16 protein-coding genes are annotated in these 18,755 nt (G+C 67.3%); 5 read left to right on the top strand and 11 right to left on the bottom strand.

Annotation, left to right across the window (positions count from 1 at the left end; translation table 11 throughout):
* Positions 1-8 precede the first annotated feature (8 nt).
* Together ABDB87_RS15930 and ABDB87_RS15935 are read left to right on the top strand one after the other, a co-directional pair.
* Positions 9-1,010 (top strand): GDP-mannose 4,6-dehydratase, encoded by a 1,002-nt coding sequence (locus ABDB87_RS15930; protein WP_345928856.1) that lies wholly within the window; start codon positions 9-11, stop codon positions 1,008-1,010.
* A 111-nt stretch (positions 1,011-1,121) separates the two neighbouring features.
* The gene (locus ABDB87_RS15935; RefSeq protein ID WP_345928858.1) at positions 1,122-1,808 is read left to right on the top strand and encodes an outer membrane beta-barrel protein; all 687 of its coding nucleotides are present in this window, start codon (positions 1,122-1,124) and stop codon (positions 1,806-1,808) included.
* 96 nt (positions 1,809-1,904) lie between these two features.
* On the opposite strand, the gene ABDB87_RS15940 is transcribed toward ABDB87_RS15935, so the two are convergent.
* The 4 genes from ABDB87_RS15940 to ABDB87_RS15955 are packed head-to-tail and all read right to left on the bottom strand — an operon-like array spanning position 1,905 to position 7,893.
* Positions 1,905-3,113: a glycosyltransferase family 4 protein gene (locus tag ABDB87_RS15940; protein ID WP_345928860.1), complete on the bottom strand. Its 1,209-nt coding sequence runs from the start codon at positions 3,111-3,113 to the stop codon at positions 1,905-1,907.
* Positions 3,114-3,131: 18 nt separating this feature from the next.
* Positions 3,132-3,977 (bottom strand): amidohydrolase family protein, encoded by an 846-nt coding sequence (locus tag ABDB87_RS15945; RefSeq protein WP_345928862.1) that lies wholly within the window; start codon positions 3,975-3,977, stop codon positions 3,132-3,134.
* A complete protein-coding gene (locus ABDB87_RS15950; RefSeq protein WP_345928863.1) occupies positions 3,974-6,604 on the bottom strand; it encodes an NAD(P)-binding protein in 2,631 nt (876 codons plus the stop codon). Before ABDB87_RS15950 ends, ABDB87_RS15945 begins: the two co-directional genes overlap by 4 nt.
* Positions 6,601-7,893 carry a hypothetical protein gene (locus ABDB87_RS15955; protein WP_345928865.1) on the bottom strand — a complete coding sequence of 431 codons (1,293 nt, stop codon included), beginning with the start codon at positions 7,891-7,893 and terminating at the stop codon, positions 6,601-6,603. Before ABDB87_RS15955 ends, ABDB87_RS15950 begins: the two co-directional genes overlap by 4 nt.
* 504 nt (positions 7,894-8,397) lie before the next feature.
* On the opposite strand from ABDB87_RS15955, the gene ABDB87_RS15960 reads away from it, so the two are divergent.
* Positions 8,398-11,400 carry an ATP-binding protein gene (locus ABDB87_RS15960; protein ID WP_345928867.1) on the top strand — a complete coding sequence of 1,001 codons (3,003 nt, stop codon included), beginning with the start codon at positions 8,398-8,400 and terminating at the stop codon, positions 11,398-11,400.
* 9 nt (positions 11,401-11,409) lie between these two features.
* On the opposite strand, the gene ABDB87_RS15965 is transcribed toward ABDB87_RS15960, so the two are convergent.
* The 6 genes from ABDB87_RS15965 to ABDB87_RS15990 form a co-directional block, all read right to left on the bottom strand.
* Entirely contained in the window at positions 11,410-12,204 is a 795-nt protein-coding gene (locus ABDB87_RS15965; RefSeq protein ID WP_345928869.1) for a DUF3750 domain-containing protein, read from the bottom strand.
* 493 nt (positions 12,205-12,697) lie between these two features.
* On the bottom strand, positions 12,698-13,636 hold the full coding sequence (locus ABDB87_RS15970; protein WP_345928886.1) for an aldo/keto reductase: 939 nt from the start codon (positions 13,634-13,636) through the stop codon (positions 12,698-12,700).
* Positions 13,637-13,740: 104 nt separating this feature from the next.
* Positions 13,741-14,169, bottom strand: coding sequence for a (R)-mandelonitrile lyase (locus tag ABDB87_RS15975; protein ID WP_345928871.1), 429 nt, complete (start codon positions 14,167-14,169; stop codon positions 13,741-13,743).
* Between the two features lie 28 nt (positions 14,170-14,197).
* On the bottom strand, positions 14,198-15,622 hold the full coding sequence (locus tag ABDB87_RS15980; protein ID WP_345928873.1) for an MFS transporter: 1,425 nt from the start codon (positions 15,620-15,622) through the stop codon (positions 14,198-14,200).
* Positions 15,619-16,203, bottom strand: a complete 585-nt coding sequence (locus ABDB87_RS15985) for an NAD(P)H-binding protein (protein WP_345928875.1) — start codon at positions 16,201-16,203, stop codon at positions 15,619-15,621. The genes ABDB87_RS15980 and ABDB87_RS15985 overlap by 4 nt, the downstream gene beginning before the upstream one ends.
* 9 nt (positions 16,204-16,212) lie before the next feature.
* On the bottom strand, positions 16,213-16,956 hold the full coding sequence (locus ABDB87_RS15990) for an SDR family oxidoreductase (RefSeq protein ID WP_345928877.1): 744 nt from the start codon (positions 16,954-16,956) through the stop codon (positions 16,213-16,215).
* Between the two features lie 118 nt (positions 16,957-17,074).
* On the opposite strand from ABDB87_RS15990, the gene ABDB87_RS15995 reads away from it, so the two are divergent.
* Both ABDB87_RS15995 and ABDB87_RS16000 read left to right on the top strand, forming a co-directional pair.
* Positions 17,075-18,049, top strand: a complete 975-nt coding sequence (locus tag ABDB87_RS15995; RefSeq protein ID WP_345928878.1) for a LysR family transcriptional regulator — start codon at positions 17,075-17,077, stop codon at positions 18,047-18,049.
* Between the two features lie 19 nt (positions 18,050-18,068).
* On the top strand, positions 18,069-18,368 hold the full coding sequence (locus tag ABDB87_RS16000) for a hypothetical protein (RefSeq protein WP_345928879.1): 300 nt from the start codon (positions 18,069-18,071) through the stop codon (positions 18,366-18,368).
* Positions 18,369-18,509: 141 nt separating this feature from the next.
* Here the strand turns inward: ABDB87_RS16000 and ABDB87_RS16005 are convergent.
* On the bottom strand, positions 18,510-18,755 hold a 246-nt coding region (locus tag ABDB87_RS16005; RefSeq protein WP_345928881.1), incomplete at its 5' end, for a hypothetical protein.

Raw genomic sequence — 18,755 nt, forward strand, 5'->3', positions numbered from 1 at the left:
GAGATCCGATGAACAAGAAGGAGGCGGACCATGGTCCGGTGCTGGTGCCCGGTGGAGCGGGCTTCATCGGCAGCCATCTGTGCGGCTGTCTGCTCGAGCAGGGGCACGAGGTCATTGCGCTGGACAACTTCTCGACCGGCCACGCCGGGCATGTGGCGCATCTGCGCCGGCATGCGCGCTTCCGCCTGATCGAGCATGACCTGACCCGGCCGCTGCCCGCGCTCGCTGCGCGGGCCACGCGGATCTTCAATCTCGCCTGCCCGGCGAGCCCTGCCTACTACCAGCAGCATCCGGTCCAGACCGCGCTGAGCAGCGCGCTGGGCGTCTGGCGCCTGCTGGAGCTGGTGCAGACAAGCGGTGCGCGGCTGCTGCAGGCCTCTACCAGCGAGGTCTATGGCGATCCGCAATGTCATCCGCAACGCGAGGATTACCACGGCCATGTGAATCCGGTGGGCCCGCGCGCCTGTTATGACGAAGGCAAGCGCTTTGCCGAGGCGCTGATGATCTCCAGCCTCGCCGAGCGCCCGCTGAGCCTGCGTATCGCGCGTCTCTTCAACTGCTACGGGCCGCGCCTGCATGAGGGTGATGGCCGCGTGGTGAGCAATTTCATCGTGCAGGCGCTCAGGGGAGAGCCGATCACGATTCATGGCGATGGCATGCAGACGCGCAGCCTCTGCTATGTGGATGACACGGTTGCGGGCCTGCTGCGGCTGATGGATTCTGCGGTCGAAGGGCCGGTCAATCTGGGTAATCCGGTCGAAGTGACCGTTCTGGAGCTGGCCGACCGTGTGCTCTCGCTTACCGGCAGCCGCTCGCCGCTGGTCTATCTGCCGCGTCAGCCGGATGACCCGCGCCGGCGCAGGCCCGACATCTCGCGTGCGCGGGCCGAGCTCGACTGGCGCCCCGGTGTGAGCCTCGATGACGGGCTGCGCGAGACGGTTGCCTACTTCCGCTACCGGCTGGATGCGGGCCGGCGGCATTTCCCGATGCCGGTCAGCTCTGCGGCCTGAGTGCCGGGTGCACGGGAACGGGGCTTGCCACCCGAAGAGGCGCTCTGCACCGGCGTGGGCATTCCGCCCGCGCCGGCTTTCGCCAAACCTTACAGATCCGGAGTCCATCACATGAAGCCAACCGCATCGCTTTTCATTACCTTCGCCGGCGTTCTCTCCCTCCTGCCGCTCGCGCCGGCCAGCGCGCAGACCTATCCGGGCGGCACCGGCATGAGCTCGTCGGAATCCTCATCGCGCGGCATGAGCAGCATGAGCGGCTCGGGCTGGTTGTCGGATACGCCCGAGGCCGAGCGCTATTCCTGGATTCCGCGCACGCGCAACGGCTATGTCGGCGCCACGCTCGGCGGTGCCTTCTATGACACGCGTTGTGGCAGCGGCTCCTGCGAAGACCCGGATATGGCCGGCAAGGTTTTCAGCGGCGGCATGTTCAACCGCTTCGTCGGGCTGGAGCTGGCCTATCTCAACATGGGCAACGCCGAGCGCGGTGGGGGTGACACACGCGCCCAGGGCCTGAATCTGAGCCTCGTGCTGCGGGCGCCGCTGCGGGGGGATGTGGTGTCGTTGTTCGCACTGGCGGGCGCCACTTACGGACAGACCAAGACCACCGCCACAGCGGGCTCCGGTGTGGCGACCGGCAAGGTCTATGGTTGGGGCCCTTCGTTTGGCGGCGGCATTTCGGTCGCCCTCGATCCGCGCTGGACGGCCCTTGCGCAATGGGAGCGTCACCGCTTCCAGTTCGCCGGCGATTCGGACAACTGGGTGGATCAGGCCAGCGTGGGGCTGAAGTATTCCTTCTGAGCCCGACCCGCGAAGGCCCCGGGCGCAGCATGCGTGCGCTCGGGGCCTTCTATCCGGCGGGAGACCGAGCGCCCGGTTGGGCGCACCATTTCCGGCTCAGCCGGCGCTGGGCGGATCGCTCAGCACGGCCGCACTCACCCGGCGCGCCTGGGTGGTCGTGGTCGGCAGCAGTCGGGTGATCACGCGGGCCGTGCGCTCCACGCTCTGCTCGAGTTCGAAGAGGGCGACGCAGCGCTGCCGGCCGCGCGCACCGAGGCGCTGCATTTCGGCAGGCGAGCGCAGCAGGAAGGCCAGCATGTCCGCGATCGCCTTGGCGTCACCCGGCGCCACGAGATAGCCGGTTTCGCCCTGCTCGAGCATTTCGGTCACGCCGCCGACCCGGGTGGCGATCACCGGCAAGCCGCTCGCCATCGCTTCCATTACCGCCAGCGGCATGGCTTCGGAGTAGGAGGAGGAGACCGTCAGGTCCATGTCCTGATAGGCAGATGGCATATCGTCGACGAGGCCTGCAAAGTGGATGCGGTCCTGCCGGCGGTATTCGGCGACCAGGTCTGCCAGACCGTCGCGCATCGGGCCGTCTCCCACCAGCACGAAGTGCGCGTCGGGCGCACGCTGGCTCGCGAGCAGGGCGGCCTGAACGAACACATCCGGCCCTTTTTCCCAGTGGATACGGCCGACGAAGCCCGCCACCGGCGCCGCATCGGGAATGCCCAGACGCTGGCGCAAGAGGCCGCTGCGGCCGGGCGACTCCTCTCGCGGCCTGAAGCGCTGCGTATCCACGCCATTCGGAATGCATGAGAGGCGTGCGCCATTGACGCCCAGCGCGAGCGCCTGGAAGTAGGTCTGCTTGCAGACCACCGCCAGATGGTTGCCGGTCGCGCGGTGGATTTCCAGATCCTGCGTGCTCAGCGTGCGTGCGTGGATCGTGGTCAGCAGCGGCTTGCCGGTCAGGCTCGCGGCCAGCGCCGCGAGCATGTTGGCGTTGGGCAGGTGGGCGTGCAGCAGGTCGACGCCGCTGTTGCGGATCAGCGTGCTGGCCAGCTGCAGCGAGCACCAGGGCACGTCGTCCGGCGGCATGGGTGTCACCAGCACTTCAACGCCCTGGTCGCGCAGCAGCTCGGTCCAGGGGCTCTCGAAGGGGCACAGTGCGGTGATCGTGAAACGCTCGCGGGGCAGGCGCTCGATCAGGCGCAGCACATGGTTTTCCATGCCGCCCGAGATGGCGTTGCCGAGGATTTCAAGGATGTGGATGCGCTCGTTCGGCGCAGGCGTGCGAATCTTGCTGCTTGAGCTCATGGTGGTCATGTCGGGGTTCGTGAATATTCAGGCGGCATGCGTGGAGACCGCGGCTGCGGGCGTGCGGACTGAAGCCTGCAGCCAGCGGCTCGCTGTGCCGCCGAAGATCTGCTCGCGCGCCGCGGGCTCGACCTGCAGGCTGTCGAGCAGCTCGCCGAGCCAGCCCTTGCGCTCGGCGAACTGGCTGCCCGGGCAGGGCGTGAAGCAGTCGCTGCCAAATTGCAGGAGCTCCGGGCCGAGCACGTCGAGCGCTTTTGCCAGCACTTCGCGGCGATAGGCCGGCGGCGAGCCAAAGGAGAGGTCGAAGCGGAAGGTGACGCGCTCGGGCGGCACGCCGTGGATGCGATCGATGAGCCCGACGGCGATGGCTTCATCCGTCCACGGCCAGCCCAGGTGCGCCAGCGTGACGCGCACGCCAGGGTGCTCGCGCAGCACCTCGAAGAAGGCCGGCCGGCAGAAGCGGCCGGAGCGGCCGTCGATGAAGATGCCGCTGTGAAAGAGCAGCGGCAGGCGCAGTTCGCTGGCCACCGCGAACACTGGCTGCACACGGTCTTCATAGGGATACCAGCCGGTCGGGACCATCTTCGCGCCAGTGAGGCCCAGAGTCTCGATGGCGTGGCGCAGATCGTCGGGGGCGGCCGGGTCGCGCGGATCGACGACGGCGAGCCCGACCAGCCGGTCGGCATGGCCCTTCACCAGCTTTGCCAGGTGGGCATTCGCGCGCCGCAGCGAGGCCGCGTCATCGAGCGAATAGGGCGGCGTCAGGAAGGGCGCGAGCAGCACGCCCTGGTCGATGCCGGCCTCGTCCAGCGCGTCAAGCACCTGGCGCTCAGTTTCCTGACCGGTGCAGTGGATGTGCGCGTCGATGATCATGAGGCGGCCCTCTGCGCGCTGGCTGGCCGGGGCCCGGCCTGGCGTTGCAGGGTGCCGGCGAGGGATTCTTCCGCCGCGCGCCTGCCGGCGAGGAAAGCGTGGTCGGAGTTGTAGTACTCCCACTCGCTGTAGCGGCCGGCGAGCACGATGCCGAAGCCGGCGAGCCAGTCGCGGATCAGCGCGACATTCGCGGCGCGGGCATGGTCATACACGACATAGGCGCAGGGCATGTCAAGCTGGCCGGCGAAGAGGATGGGGTCGTCCGGCGTGAGCAGCCCGATCCGGCGGCAGTCCTCGATCACCCGTGCGGTCAGCGCTTCGCCCTCGCAGGGCAGGGGCTTGTGCGGGCTGTAGCTGATTTCGCAGGTGAAGCCGAAGCCGCCGGGCGGGTTGCAGTGCGGGCTCGCATTGCCCTGCATGAAGATGCGGTGAAAGACCGTGTCCTCCGGGTAATACACCCAGTGCCTGTCGGTGATGTTTTCCCGCCCGACACCGATATTCACGCAGCGGACCGACACCTGACGCAGGGCTGCGGCTGCAGCGCGCACCGCGGGCGGCGCTTCGTCGCCACAGGCCGCGACGAGGCGGGGCAGCGGCATGGTGCTGATCAGGGATTCGAACCGGATCGTGCGTCCATCATCGAGCCGCACGGTCTGCCGCGAGGGCGAGAGCTGCAGCACGCCGGTCTTGAGGGCGAGCTCGCAGCGCAGATGCGGCAGGAAGCCATCCATCAGCGCCTGGAATCCACCGCGCAGCGGATAGCCGAAGCGCGCGTTGGGGCCCATCGGGCGTGGGGTCGGTTCCAGCGCGCCGCGAACCATCTGCTCCAGATCCGGCAGCGGCACCCGGCCGCCGAGCCAGGAGGTTTCCATCTCTTCGAGCGGCACGGTCCAGAGTTTGGTGTTGTAGGGCTCGGCGAAATGCTTCGCGATGCCCTTGCCCCAGACCTTGTGGATGAAGTCCCGGAAGTTCGCGGGCGGGGTGGTGTCGGCAGGGGCTGCGCGCTGCCCCTCGAGCGGGCCGAAGCGGGCTTCGATGGCGCCCACCACGCATTCGCGCAGCACCTCCGGCGGCAGGCCGTAGAGCGAGCCCTGGAAGGGGTAGCGGGTGTGCACGCCCTTGCTGTAGATCCAGGCTTCCCGATCCTGCCAGTGCACATTGTCGCCCAGCAGCAGGGTGTAGAGCGCCTGCACATCGGCGTCGTTCGAAAACATGATGTGCCCCGCATGATCGAAGGTGAAGCCCTGCTGCTGCACCGAGCGGCACCACCCGCCCACCGTGGCTTCGCGCTCGATGAGCAGGGTATCGGTGCCCTCCTGTGAAGCAAGCCCGAGGTGGTACGCGGCGGAGAGCCCGGTGGGCCCGGCGCCGATGATCAGCTGGCGAACCGAGCGGGGCGGCCGCATGTGGCCGCGTGCGGGGGGCGGGGCGGCATCGGATGCACCCGCCGCCGCGGCTGCTGCAGCAGGGCTGTCGAGACTGCGCAGCGGTGCCTGCGCGGCCGGATGCCGGTGCAGTTCGATTTCGATCAGCTCATGAATCAGGCCGGCGCTGCGATCCCAGGAGGCGCGGCGCGCAACCCGCAGACCATCGGCCACGTCCTGTCGGCACTGCGCCTCGGTGCGGGCGAGCAGGCGGTCGCAGTGGGCGAGGAAATCCGTAGCGGATTCGCCGATCCGCACCACGTCGCCATACAGGCTGACCACGTCGGCGATCGCGGTGCTGACCACGGCCTTGCCGGCCGAGAGATATTCCAGTGTCTTGGTCGGGCTGATGAAGCGCGTGGCCTCGTTGAGCGCAAAAGGCATCAGGCAGACATCCCAGCGCGCGAGCAGGAAGGGCAGCGTTGCATAGGCCTGCATGCCCAGCCAGTGGATGTTGTCGCGCCGTGGCAGGCTGGCCGGATCGATCTTGGCGACAGGCCCGGCCATGATGAATTGCCAGAGCGGGCGCGCTTCGGCCAGCGAGGCCAGCAGCCCGGTATCCAGGCGCTCGTCGATCACGCCGCAGAAGCCCAGCCGGGGCGAACCGATGCCGGCCATCGCGTGCCGTGCGGTATCTGCCGGCGGAGTCTGCCAGTCGAGACCGTCCGGCGAGAAATGCGCCGCATCGACCGCGCTCGGCAGGCAATGAACGTTCGGATGCATGCCGCTGCGCGCCTGGTAGAGCGAGGGGCCGCCGGTCAGTACCAGATCGGCCAGCTTCAGCAGCGCGGTTTCGCGCTGGCGCAGCTGCCGCGGCGCATCCTTGAAGGCAGAGAGCTCGTCCATGCAGTCATAGATCACCGTGCGCGCCTTGAGCTCGCTGAGCAGCGGCAGCGCCAGCGGCGTGTAGAACCACACCGCCAGGTCGTCGATGCCGTGGCGCTGCAGATGGCTGGAGAGCAGGGGGCGCAGCGCGGCCAGCTGGTCGTCATGAAAGCCCGGCGCTTCTACCGGCGTGTGGGGGCAGAGCACTTCCACGCCGGGGCTCGGCGTGCTGCACTCGAAGCGCGCCGGGCCGCGGTCGAACACCGGCTCTTCGATGAACAGTACCTTGTAGTGGGCGGCCAGGCGGGAGAGCAGATGCTGCGGGCGCTGGTAGACATGCCCCCAGCGCAGATGCGAGAAAACGAGGAGGGTGGTCATGACATTCCTTTCAGGTCGAGCCCCGGCAGCCTTTCGCGCCAGAGGTTGAGCGTGGCGGCCAGCTCGTTGTGGAGCAGCCGGGTGCGGGGCAGAACGGTGGCGGGCGTGGCGAGGTCGTGCGGCGAGGCGTCCCACAGGCCGCTGTGATGCCAATGGGATGGCGTGTTCCAGTCGTGGCGGTCGGTCAGCGGATACAGGCAGATGCCTTCCACCGGCACGCCGTGGCCGTGCGCCCGGTGCACTTCCGAGGCCACTTCATCCAGCCAGGCGGCCCGGCCCGCGCCGAAGTGGCCGGTTTCCGCGAGGATCAGCGGGCGGCCGTAGCGCTGCCAGTTGTCGGCAAGGAAGCCGGAGAGCGGGCGCCGGCGCGGGTCGCGCTCATGCCAGTGCAGGCGTTTTTCGGTGAGCGCTTCCCACTGGCCGTCGTGGTAGTGATTGATGCCGATGAGATCGAGCGCTTCGGGCGAGCCCCCCAGTTCGGGCGCCATGCGGCCGGCGAGCATGTCCCACACCTGCCACTGGTAATCGCTGATCTGCTGCGCCAGGCTGGCGAGCTCCGGCCGATCAGCAGGCGGCACCACATGCACCATCGGCTCGATCTGCAGGAAGCGCGCACGCGGATCGACTTCGCGGATCGCTTCCATTGCCGCGAGCGTGGCTTTCACCAGCCGGCGCTTGACGTTGTAGCCGCTCTCCACCGTGCCGACATGAACGCCTTCAGGCGGGCCGTGAGGATGGATCAGGCGTGTCGAGGTGACGGCCCAGGCGAGGAATCCGATCTCGTTGATCGGGTTGTAGATCGGCGGATGGCTGTCGTCATGCAGCGGCGCGAGTGCCGAGGCCGCTGCGGCGGCAAACCAGGCAAAGCGCGGGATCAGGCTGTCGTCGAGCAGGCTCACATCGGGCGGGGTGCCGTAGTGCATCAGCGACCAGATGATCTGCACGCCGTTGATGCGCGCGTTCTGCGCCATGGCAAGCGCGCGCCGGAAGTCGTAGCGGCCCGGCCGGGGTTCGGCGCGGCGCCAGCCGATGCTCTCGCGCAGCGTGGTGAGGCCATGAACGGCGGCGAGCCGGAAGTCTTCGCCAATGCGTCCGGCATGGCCGCAGCTCTCATGCATGTCCAGCGCCACGCCATGGCTGTTCACATGGTCGGCGCCCTCGAATCCGCCCATCCAGAAAGAGCGGAAGAGCCTGGATCCGGCCGGGGCAGGCGCGGTGTCAGGCGGCAACGAGGAAACAGCGGTGTCGCGTTCGCGGAGGGCGGGTTCGTGAAGGCCTGCCGGATTCATCGCCGCTCTCCGCGCAGCGCCCGGGCCGCAGGCGCTGCAGCAAGAGCGGGTGATGATTCATGCTGACTGAATGAACGGGGTTCTGCCGGCCGGCCCGCTGATCCGGAGCGGGGAGGCCGCGCCGGGGGCTTGTGGGGGTGAGGGTGGCCGGAGGCCGGGCTTCGACTGCTATCCTGTGCCATGAATCGCTCCTGTTCCTGATCGCATCGCGGTGATCCACCGTTGTGGTCGCCTGGAAGGCAGCAGGGCAATCGGCGTGCCTTGCCACGCATCGCGCAGGGTTTCGCGGGCAGGGGCTGGCGTAAAGGCCGGGTTGGGGGGTGTTCCGTCGCCAGGCGCGCTAAGGTGGCGGACGGGTGCATGAAAGCCTGCCGGCACCCGGGCCGGGCATCGTGCTTGCCGGCATGTTTTCCGGCTCGTGCGTCGCATTCCGGCGCGTTTTTCCAGCATCACCGGCTGTCCGCGCAGGGGCTCGCGGCCGGCCATTCCGGCAAGGAGTCATCCATGGGGTCGAGATTGCGTTTCATGCCTCCGCGCTGGCTTCGCTGGCCGACCGCTTCGCTGCGCAACTATCTGACGGTGATGACGCTGGTGGCGGCGGTGCCGATTTCGGCGCTGATGGCCTACAACCTCTTCGACCAGATCCGCAGCCAGGATCGCCGCCTCTACGAAGGCATGCAGCGCGCTTCGGGCATGCTGGCGCAGAGCGTGAGCCGCGAGCTCAATGCCACGATCGATACGCTCACACTGTTGTCCTATTCGGTCGAGCTGCAGCGCTTTCTGCCGTTCTCGTTCGAAGAAGCGGTGTTCCGGCGCCGCCTGTGGCGGGAGAGCTGGCACAGCGTGTACCTGCGCTCGGCGCAGGGCGCGGTGCTCTTCGATACCGACCGGCCCGGCAAGCCCTCCGCAGGCGAGCATGCGGCGGCCAGCGGCCTGCCGGTGATGGAGATCAGCCGGCCGGTTGTCTCCGGGCTGATCCCGGCCGGAGAGCGCTGGCCCGCGCATACCACGGTTGAAGTGCCGGTCATGATCAACAACACGGCGAGCTATGTGCTGGGCGTGCGCATTCCGGCGCGTGCCTGGCAGGAGCTGATCGACAGTGCCGGGCTCAATCCTTCGGATCTCTCGGTGCTCTATGACGGCGACTGGCGCATCACCGCGCACAGCGAGCAGCCTGGCCAGCTGGTCGGACAGCGCGAAACGGTGAATCTGGCGCTGCTTTCCGCACGGCCACTGGGCACCGGGCATTTCCGCTCGGGCGATGGCCAGTACAGCTATGTGGCATGGGAGACCCTGCCGGTGGCGGGCTGGCGTGTGCTGGTCGGTACGCCCTCGGCGCCGATCGATCAGGCCTACTACCAGTCGATTCTCGCGGCGCTGGGCACCATCCTGGCCTGCCTGCTGCTGGGCGTGACGCTCGCGCTGCTGGTTTCAAGGCAGATGACGCGACCCTTGGGGCTGCTGGCCGGCAACAAGCTCAATCGGCTCGAGGGCCGGATTCCGGTCAGGGAAATCGCGCAGTTGCGCGATGCGCTCAGCGCCGCGCGCAGGCAGGACGAGCACGCGCATGCGGTGATCCGCCGCAACCGCGACGAGATCAGCAGGCGGATGGCCGAGTTCGAAACCCTGTTCGCGAGTTGTCCGATCGGTTTGTCCTTCGCGGAGGACCGTGCCTGTCTGAGCGTTCAGCACAATGTCGCCATGCAGGCGATCTTCCGCACCCATGTGGGGACCGGCGTGCAGCCCCAGGTGAAGTTCCTGCATCAGGGACGAAGCCTGCAGATGGAAGAGCTGCCGCTGCAGCGCGCAGCCGCGCGGGGCGAGCCCACTTACGGCATGGAGCTCGAAATCCGCGTTGAAGGACGGGCACCCGCCTTCGCGATCGTGAATGCCGTGCCGCTGCGTGACGCGCAGGGCAGCTCCCGCGGGGCGATCAGCGCGGCGGTCGACATTACGACCCGAAAACAGGCCGAAGCGCGCCTGATCCTTGCCGAGCAACGCCTGCGCGAGAGCCAGCATCTGATCGATCTGGCACAGGAGAGCGGGCAGGTAGGTTTTTTTCACTACCGCGTGGACAACGGGAAATTCAGCTGGACGCCTGGCCAGGCGGGCTTGTTCGGCTTTCTGGACGAGTCGGGCTTGGAACGTCTGCGCACCTGGACGCGGCGCATCTCGCGCGGCAGCTGGATCCGCTTTGGCCGTCTGCTGATCGATGCATTGCGCCAGCGGCATGACGTGGCCAACATCGAGTATTGCGTCTTCCTGCCGGACGGCGAGGCGGTCTGGCTCTCGTCCCGCGTGCGCCTGATCTACGGCACGCACGGCCGGCTCGAGCATGTCATCGGTGTCACCCTCGACATGACCGAGCAGAAGAATGCCGAGCGCGAGCGCAGCCAGCTCATCGCCTGGGAGAAAGAGGCCCGCATCCAGGCCGAGAAGGCCAACCGGGCCAAGGACGAGTTCCTCGCCATGCTGGGGCATGAGCTGAGAAATCCTCTGGCGGCGATCGCTTCGGGCGTGGAGGTGCTCAACCGTGTCGAGGGCGATTCCGATGTGGCGCGCAGCGCGCGGCGCATCATCGAGCGGCAGACGCGCCATCTGGCCCACATGATGGACGACCTGATGGATGTGGCCCGCGTGCTCAGCGGGCAGAAGGTCGAGATGGCGCCCCTGGAGCTCTCCTGCCTCGTGCAGCGGGTGATCTCATCGATGCAGATGGCCGGTGGCTTCGACAAGCACGCGCTCGAGTCATGTTTCGAGGAAGTGTGGGTCAGTGGCAACCCGATCCGCATCGAGCAGATCGTCACCAACCTGCTCACCAATGCGACGAAGTACACGCCTGCCGGCGGCCGGATCGTGGTGCGGGTGATGCCGCGTGACGGCCGGGCGATGCTGGAGGTTGAAGATAATGGCGTCGGCATCCCGGACGAGCTCCTGCCGCGCGTGTTCGATCTCTTCGTGCAGGGCGAGCGAACGCTGGATCGTCGCCAGGGCGGCATGGGCATCGGACTCACGCTGGTGCAACGCCTGGTGGAAATGCACCGCGGTCAGATCGCGGTGCGCGATGCCGGGCCCGGCACCATCATGAGCGTGCTGCTGCCGGCCATCGACGCGCCCGGCAAGACCCGCGCCGAAGTGACTTCCCCGCGCAGCCGGCCGCAGCGCATCGTGGTCGTGGAAGACAACGCAGACGTGCTCGAAGGTCTGCAGACCGCGCTGGCGCTGGAAGGACACAGCGTGCGCACCGCGCGGGACGGCGTCAGTGGCCTGGCCCTGATCCTGGCCGAAAAACCGGACGTGGCCATCGTCGATGTGGGGCTGCCGGGCCTGACCGGTTACGAGCTGGCCCAGCGTGCGCGCCAGGCGGGATTCAGCGGACGCCTGCTGGCCGTGTCGGGCTATGGTCGTGCGCGAGACCGCAAGCTCGCGGGCGAAGCCGGCTTCGACCGCCACTTCCTGAAGCCGGTGCGCTCCGCAGATCTTGTGGCGGCCATCAACGCCGGCTGAGTCGGGGCCTTACTTTGCTGGCGGCTCGGTCTCAGTGCCGCTGCGCGTGGTGTCATCCAGCCCGATGCGGCCGACAAAGGGCAGGCGCAGGCCGGGGCTGTTGAAGTCGATGCCGAAATCCAGGCCCAGGATGTTCAGCTCGAGGCCTTCCTCCAGACCGGCATTGAGGCCCAGCAGCCCGAAGAGCGAAGCCTGCACGCCACGACCGGAAGACGACATGCCGACCGGATCGGCGATCGGCCGGTAGTCCTTGCCGATGGCATTGGCCGGCAGATCGAGGCCCAACGCGGGCACCTCGCGCCCGATGTGGGCGAGGAAGGTGTTGCTGTTGGGGCCGGGCCAGGCGTGATACACATGCGCGTGCGGATAGCGCGGAATGGCCGCCAGGATCGCGTCGATCATGGCGTCCACGCCCTCACCGCGGTGATCCACCAGCACATGCGGCTTCGAGCCGTACCAGTAGCCGTCGGGCAGGGCGTGGTTCTTCTTCACCACGTTGTCGCCGCCCCAGCCGATCACGTCGTAGCGGGTGTAGGCGGTTTCGCCGGCACGCTTGAAAATGATCCAGGGATGCACCGCAAACAGCCCGCGCCAGCCATACGTAGGCGCGGCGTAGACCTGCACGATGGCCGAGTCGCGCCAGCGCACCGGGTCGGGGGCCAAGCCGCTGGAGTGGCGGGCCGCGGTCTGCCAGCCGGGGCCGCTCACGTTCTCGCCATTGAGCGCTGCGCGCGCGAAGCTGAGTCCGAAAGCGAGTGCGAGTACTGCCAGAAGCGAATTCCTGATCCGTTTGCTGCCTTGCATCGTGTGTTTCTCCGGGGGAGGGGGCTGTTCGGTCGGGGTGCGGCTGCGGGCGATCATGGATGCCGCGCGTGCCCGGGGGGCGCCATCATGACATCCGTCTGCACTTCCGGCACGGCAGCACACCGGGCCGCTGCCTGCGCGCTGCACCCTGTCCTGCGGACTCCTGCGGGCCGGAAGAGTTCCTGCCAGAGCGCCGATCGTGGCCGGCCGGTGCGGCAGGCGCCCGGCCGGCAAGCAGCACCCATGCGGGTCATGTACCAGGCTCTCGCCTGGATCAGCGAATGCAGGGTGCCGAGAAAGAGGGCTGGAAAGTGATTCATGTTCAGATGGGGACGGCTGCGTGCTGCTGCAAGGCCGGGGTGCTGCCCGGCAGGATGAGCGGTCGGCCCAGGCGCGCCAGGGCAATGAGCCGGATGCGCATGTCATGGGTGCCGGGAGGGCGGCGGCTGACAGGGCATCCAGGCATGGCTGTTCGCGGGGCCGGCGGGCGGTTTCAGCGGCCGACGTTTTTCTGCAGGTGAGCCGGATAGCGCGCGCCCTGGACTTCGATCGCCGACAGCGCCTGCGCGATGTCGCTCAGGTCTTGCGGCGCGAGGCTCAGCTGGGCAGCGCCGATGTTTTCCTCCAGACGCTGGATTTTCGTGGTGCCGGGAATCGGCACGATCCAGGGCTTCTGCGCCAGCAGCCACGCTATCGCGATCTGTGCGCGGCTCACCCGCTTGCTCATCGCCAGATCGCCCAGCACTTCGACCAGGCCACGATTGGCCCGCCTGGCGTCTTCACCGAAGCGCGGCACCACATTGCGGAAGTCGCTCGCGTCGAATTGCGTGTGCTCATCGATCGCGCCGGTCAGGAAGCCCTTGCCCAGCGGGCTGAATGGCACGAAGCCGATGCCCAGGGTTTCCAGCAGCGGCAGGATGGCCTCCTCGGGTTCGCGCCACCACAGCGAGTATTCGCTTTGCAAGGCGGTGACCGGCAGCACTGCGTGCGCCCGGCGGATTGATTCCACACCGGCCTCCGACATGCCGAAGTAGCGCACCTTGCCTTCAGCAATCAGGTCTTTCACCGTGCCGGCCACGTCTTCCATCGGCACGGAGGGATCAACCCGGTGCTGATAGAGCAGGTCGATGACATCGGTATCGAGGCGGCGCAGCGAGGCCTCAACCATGGCGCGGATGTTGTCGGGCCGGCTGTCGAGCCCGTCGCCGACCCTGCCGTTGCGGAAGCCGAACTTGGTGGCGATCAGCACCTTGCTGCGGAAGGGGGCGAGTGCTTCACCAAGCAGTGCTTCATTGGTGTGGGGACCATAGGCTTCGGCCGTGTCGAAGAAGGTGACGCCCAGTTCGCAGGCACGGCGGATCAGTTCGATGGCTGCGGCCTTGTCAGTGGCGGGGCCGTAGCCGAAGCTGAGCCCCATGCAGCCAAGACCGATGGCTGAAACCTCGGGGCCGTGTGTGCCAAGTGTGCGTGTCTACATGCGGTATTCCTTTTTCGTCTCGGATCGAGTTGCGGAGGCTTTGGGGAGGGGGGGCGGTCTCAGCGCGGATACTGGTCTTCGCTGACCTTTTCCATCCACTCGCTGTTCTGGCCGTCGAGCGATTGCTGGATCGCGATGTGGCTCATTGCGGTGTCGGGCGCTGCGCCGTGCCAGTGCTTCACGCCGGCCGGGATCGTCACCACGTCACCGGGGCGGATCTCCTGCACCGGGCCGCCCCATTGCTGCACGCGGCCACAGCCTGCGGTGACCACCAGTGTCTGACCCAGCGGGTGGGCATGCCAATCGGTGCGTGCGCCAGGCAGGAAGCTCACCAGGCCGCCGCTCACATTGGCCGGCTCGGGCGCGACGAAGAGCATTTCGACATTCACCGTGCCGGTGAACCATTCGGCCGGGCCGGCAAAAGTCTGGCGGCTGCCGGAGCGGGTCACGCTGATGGCGGGGGATGATTCAGAAGATGTATTTGTCATGTTGATACCCTTTCTTTCTGAGATGGATTCAGGATGCGCGGACCGCGCGAGCGCTGCCGGATGCAGTCGGTGTGAAACGGATGCTGCGTGCAGCGACCAGGAAGGCCGCGAAGAGCAGCCCGGCGGCAACCGTCATGGTCGTGCCGGTGTGGCGTGCCATGCCCATGGCATCGAATACCGGTGCGTGGCCGCCGGCATACACCACGATCAGTACTGCCAGCCCGAGCGAGGCGCCCAGCTGATGGGCCACGTTCACCAGGCCTGACGCAGCACCGGCATTGCGGGCCTCGACACCGGCCACCCCGGCAACCGTCAGCGGGGCCAGCACCCAGCCCTGGCCGAAGCCGATCAGCAGCATGGGCAGCACCACGCCGCCGAGGTAGGACATGCCGCTTGCGGTGACGCCCAGCCAGGCCAGCCCCAGCACGCACAGCGCCAGCCCGATGAGCAGCATGCGGCGCTGGCCGAGCCGGCGGGCAATCTGCGGCACGCTCGCCGAGGCCAGGAACTGCGGCACGGTGACCGGTACGAAAGCCAGTCCGGCCTGCATCGGCGAGAAACCGAGCGCGCCCTGCAGATACTGGGCGGTGAAGAACCAGAAGCCCGCCATGCCCGAGAGGAAGAGCAGTCGCGCCGCGTAGGCTCCGTTGCGCTGCGGGTTGCTCAGCATGCCCGGGGGCAGCAGCGGCTGGCTGGCATGGCGCTCGATCCACATGAAGGCCGCCAGCAGCACGACACCCGCTGCGATGCCGGCCTGCGTGAGCGGCGACGTCCAGCCTGCCTCGGCGGCTTCGACGATGCCGAAGACCAGCGCGCACATGCCCAGCGTGGAGCTCAGTGCGCCCGCCAGATCGAAGCGACCGGTATGACGCTCGGTTTCGCGGATATGGCGCAGGGCACCGATGATCAGCAGGATGCCGATCGGCAGATTGATGAGGAAGCCGGCGCGCCACGACAGCAGGTCAGCCAGCAGGCCGCCCAGCACCAGGCCCAGTGTGGCCCCGATGCCGGCCGCGGCGGCATACCAGGCCAGTGCCCGGTTGCGCTCGGTACCTTCCTCGAAATGCGTGGAGATCAGCGCCAGTGTGGAGGGCGCGAGCACGGCCGCCCCCAGACCCTGCACCGCACGAAAGGCAATCATCCAGGCGGGCGTGCTTGCTGCGCCGATGGCGAGTGAGGCCAGCGTGAAGAGGCCCAGGCCGGTGATGAACATGCGGCGGCGGCCGAGGATGTCGCCGGCGCGTGCACCCAGCAGCAGGAAGCCGCCGAAAGCCAGGGTGTAGGCATTCTGGATCCAGGACAGGCTGGCCGGCGTGAAGCCCAGTGCGGCCTGGATGCGCGGCAGCCCGGTGAGCACGATGGAGATGTCGATCACCAGCATCAGATAGCTCGCCATGATGAGCAGGAGCACCATGCGTTTGGAATGTGCGGGAGGGGGCGTGGTGTGTGTCATGCCTTGCTGACTCCGAGGCTTTCGCCGGTGTGAAGTGCGGGATCCAGCGCGAGCCGGGTGATGAGATCAGCCAGGGAGTCGAGAGAGACCTCATGGCCGATGAAGGGCTCGCCCTTGCGGGTGAGCTGGTAGCTCACCTTGCGTTCTCGGGTGAACCAGCCTGGTCGCAGCACGGTGTAGTCCAGCCCCGAGGCTTCGATCAGGGCGGCCGAGTCGCGGTAGGGATCCAGCACGTGGCGGTACTTTTCGCCGGGCACTTCGCCGTAGATGCCCATCGAGCTGATGAAGACGAGCCGCTTCAGGCCGATCGCACGCATCGCGTCGATGATCGTGCGCGCCTGGCTGGCCATGTCGCCGGAGAGGTTGGCATAGACCGCGTCCTGCCCCTGCATGGCGCTTTCGAGTTTGACGCGATCGAGCACGTCACCCTCGATGATGCGCACGCGTTGCGGGTCGGGATTGGGCAGGCGACTGGCGCGACGCAGGTAGAGCGTGAGGGCCACGTCCGGCTGGCGAAGCAGCACGGGCGTGGTGTGGCGGGCGAGCTGGCCGTTCGCGCCGAGAATGAGGATGCGGGTCATGATGCGGGCTCAGTATTCCTGCCGCGTCGGGCGGAACAGGATCTTGTTGATATCGACGTCGTCAGGCTGGCTGATCGCGAAGGACACGGCGCGGGCGAAGGAATCCGGCGGAATCGCGTACGCGTCATAGAAGCTCTTCAGGTTCTGCGCCACATCGGCTTCCGTCGCACTCGCCGGCAGTTCGGTGGCCACCGCGCCGGGCGAGATGATCGTGCTGCGGATGTTCCAGGGCTTTACTTCCTGACGCAGGCCTTCGCTGAGTGCGCGCACCGCATGCTTGGTGGCGGCGTATACCGCACCGCTAGGCCCGACCTTGTGACCGGCCACCGAAGACACATTGATGATGTGGCCCGACTTGCGTGCCTGCATGGGCGGCAGCGCGGCCGCAATGCCGTAGAGCACGCCCTTCAGGTTCACGTCGATCATGCGGTCCCAGTCCGCGATCTTGCGGCGCTCCAGCGGCGAGTGCGGCATCAGGCCGGCGTTGTTGATCAGCACGTCGATGCGGCCGAAGGCGCTCAGCGCGGCATCCACCAGCGCCTGCACGTCTGCCGGGTCGGTCACGTCGGTAGCCACGGCAAGCGCTTGCCCGCCTTGCGCCTGCAGCGCTGCGACGAGCGCCTGGAGACGGTCCAGGCGACGGGCGCCTAGCACGAGCAGAGCCCCTTGCTGGCTCAGCAGGCGGGCCGTGGCTTCACCCAGACCGCTGCTGGCACCGGTAATGACGACGACTTTTCCTTCGATGTTGTTCATGGCTGCTCCCGTTTCGTGATGGCCTGAACTTTAGGTTTCGCGGTATCAAGTGAATAGACGGTTGTTTATTGAACGACTATCAAGTAAAAATTGATTATCAGAGTCGCCGGAAGCCGCCATGCCCATCAACGAACTTCGTTCCATTGCCACTTTTGCCAAGGCGGTGGAAACCGGCAGCCTGCGCAAGGCGGCTGCGGCGCAGGGCATGAGTCCGCAGGCGGCGAGCCAGGCGCTGGCCCAGCTGGAACAGCATCTGGGCGTGCGTCTGTTGCATCGCACGACACGCAACATCTCGCTGACTGATGAAGGCCAGCAGTTCCTCGAAGCCGCCCAGCCGGCGCTCGCCGCGCTGGACCGCGCGCTGCAGCGCGTCCGCAGCGCCAAGGACGAATCGGCCGGTCCGCTGCGCATCGTTGGCCCGCGCTCGACTTTTGTGCCGGTGATCGCGCCGCTGGTGGATGAGTTCAGCGGCGTCTATCCCGAGGTGCAGCCGGATGTGCAGCTCGACGACCGCATCGGCAACTGGGTGGAAGACCGCGTCGACGTCGGCTTCCGGATCGGCGCCCAGGCGAAGGAGGGGGTCATCGCACGCCGCCTCTATGCGCTGCAACTCATCATCTGTGCCACGCCCGAATACATCGACCGCTACGGCATGCCGGCTTCGCTGAGCGAGCTGCCGCTGCACCGCTGCACCGTGTTTCGCCATCCCAACAGCGGCCGTCTGCTGCCCTGGTCGGTGAAGGTCGATGGCGAAGTGGTGTCACTCGATGTGACGCCGGCGCTCACCACCAATGATGCGGACTTCGAAGTGGAAACCGTGCTCTCGGGCCGCGCGATCGGCCAGCTCGTCGGCAGCTCGGTGGCACGACACATCCGCGAGGGGCGGGTCGTGCCCCTGCTGAGCCAGCATGTGGCCGATGACAAGAGCGTATTCATCTACTACGGCAGCCGCACGGCGCAGCCGGCGCGCGTTCGTGCCTTCATTGATCTGGCGATCCGTCGCCTGCTGGATACTCCCGACTATGTGCTGAGCCAGAAGGAGCTTGGCGAAGCCGAGCTCGCCCATCGCGCCCGCCTGGTCGGGCGCAGCTGAATCACGCAAAGGACGCCCCATGAAACGCCTGATCTGCATCCCCCTGCTGCTGATGCTTGCCGCCTGCGGCAAGAGCCTGGAAGGCCGCTATGTGCTCGATGCCGGTGTCGGCAGCAGCAGCCTGCGTTTCAGCGCGGGCGGCAAGGTGGTGCAGGGCACGACCGTGCTGGGCATCGGTACGGAAACCGAAACCCGCTACCGCATCGACGGTGACACGGTGAGGATCGGCGACGGCCAGGGCCTCAGCCTCGTCCTGAAGATCCTGCCTGACGGCCAGCTCGAAGGGCCGCTGGGCCTGCGCTATGTGAAGCAGGAGTGAGGAGGCCGGAATTCCGCTGGATGCGGCTTTGCGTGATGCCTGCGTAAAAGCCCGGGCTTTGCCGGGTCGCGGTTCGGGCGCGTGGGCTGCGCCGTCTTGAAGGCTGACCAGGCATCGCGCTCTACGCCATGGAGCGTGGTCTTACGCCGGCGCGCGTGTGCCGAGTGCTTTCACCATGACGATCTCGTCCGGCGAATCCCGGTGCCGTGCGATCGAGTCTTCGTCTGCCAGCGCGAAACCGAGTTTCCGGAGCAGGGCGGCGGAGCGGAAGTTCCCGTGTTTCAGTACTGCCAGGAAAATGTCGATGGCACCCGAGTTCGACACTTCACCTCCAAAAACCGCCTTTCTTGACCTCTCGGCAACGTAGCCGTGCGGGTTTGCGGGGTG

Origin of the sequence: Uliginosibacterium paludis (assembly GCF_039631355.1) — a bacterium.
Classification (GTDB): Bacteria; Pseudomonadota; Gammaproteobacteria; order Burkholderiales; family Rhodocyclaceae; genus Uliginosibacterium; species Uliginosibacterium paludis.

What these genes read in the sequence shown, in the direction of transcription:
- ABDB87_RS15930 (WP_345928856.1), top strand. Translation starts at nt 9, where the DNA reads ATGAACAAGAAGGAGGCGGACCATGGTCCGGTGCTGGTGCCCGGTGGA.
- ABDB87_RS15935 (WP_345928858.1), top strand. Translation starts at nt 1,122, where the DNA reads ATGAAGCCAACCGCATCGCTTTTCATTACCTTCGCCGGCGTTCTCTCC.
- ABDB87_RS15940 (WP_345928860.1), bottom strand. Translation starts at nt 3,113, where the DNA reads ATGACCACCATGAGCTCAAGCAGCAAGATTCGCACGCCTGCGCCGAAC.
- ABDB87_RS15945 (WP_345928862.1), bottom strand. Translation starts at nt 3,977, where the DNA reads ATGATCATCGACGCGCACATCCACTGCACCGGTCAGGAAACTGAGCGC.
- ABDB87_RS15950 (WP_345928863.1), bottom strand. Translation starts at nt 6,604, where the DNA reads ATGACCACCCTCCTCGTTTTCTCGCATCTGCGCTGGGGGCATGTCTAC.
- ABDB87_RS15955 (WP_345928865.1), bottom strand. Translation starts at nt 7,893, where the DNA reads ATGAATCCGGCAGGCCTTCACGAACCCGCCCTCCGCGAACGCGACACC.
- ABDB87_RS15960 (WP_345928867.1), top strand. Translation starts at nt 8,398, where the DNA reads ATGGGGTCGAGATTGCGTTTCATGCCTCCGCGCTGGCTTCGCTGGCCG.
- ABDB87_RS15965 (WP_345928869.1), bottom strand. Translation starts at nt 12,204, where the DNA reads ATGCAAGGCAGCAAACGGATCAGGAATTCGCTTCTGGCAGTACTCGCA.
- ABDB87_RS15975 (WP_345928871.1), bottom strand. Translation starts at nt 14,169, where the DNA reads ATGACAAATACATCTTCTGAATCATCCCCCGCCATCAGCGTGACCCGC.
- ABDB87_RS15980 (WP_345928873.1), bottom strand. Translation starts at nt 15,622, where the DNA reads ATGACACACACCACGCCCCCTCCCGCACATTCCAAACGCATGGTGCTC.
- ABDB87_RS15985 (WP_345928875.1), bottom strand. Translation starts at nt 16,203, where the DNA reads ATGACCCGCATCCTCATTCTCGGCGCGAACGGCCAGCTCGCCCGCCAC.
- ABDB87_RS15990 (WP_345928877.1), bottom strand. Translation starts at nt 16,956, where the DNA reads ATGAACAACATCGAAGGAAAAGTCGTCGTCATTACCGGTGCCAGCAGC.
- ABDB87_RS15995 (WP_345928878.1), top strand. Translation starts at nt 17,075, where the DNA reads ATGCCCATCAACGAACTTCGTTCCATTGCCACTTTTGCCAAGGCGGTG.
- ABDB87_RS16000 (WP_345928879.1), top strand. Translation starts at nt 18,069, where the DNA reads ATGAAACGCCTGATCTGCATCCCCCTGCTGCTGATGCTTGCCGCCTGC.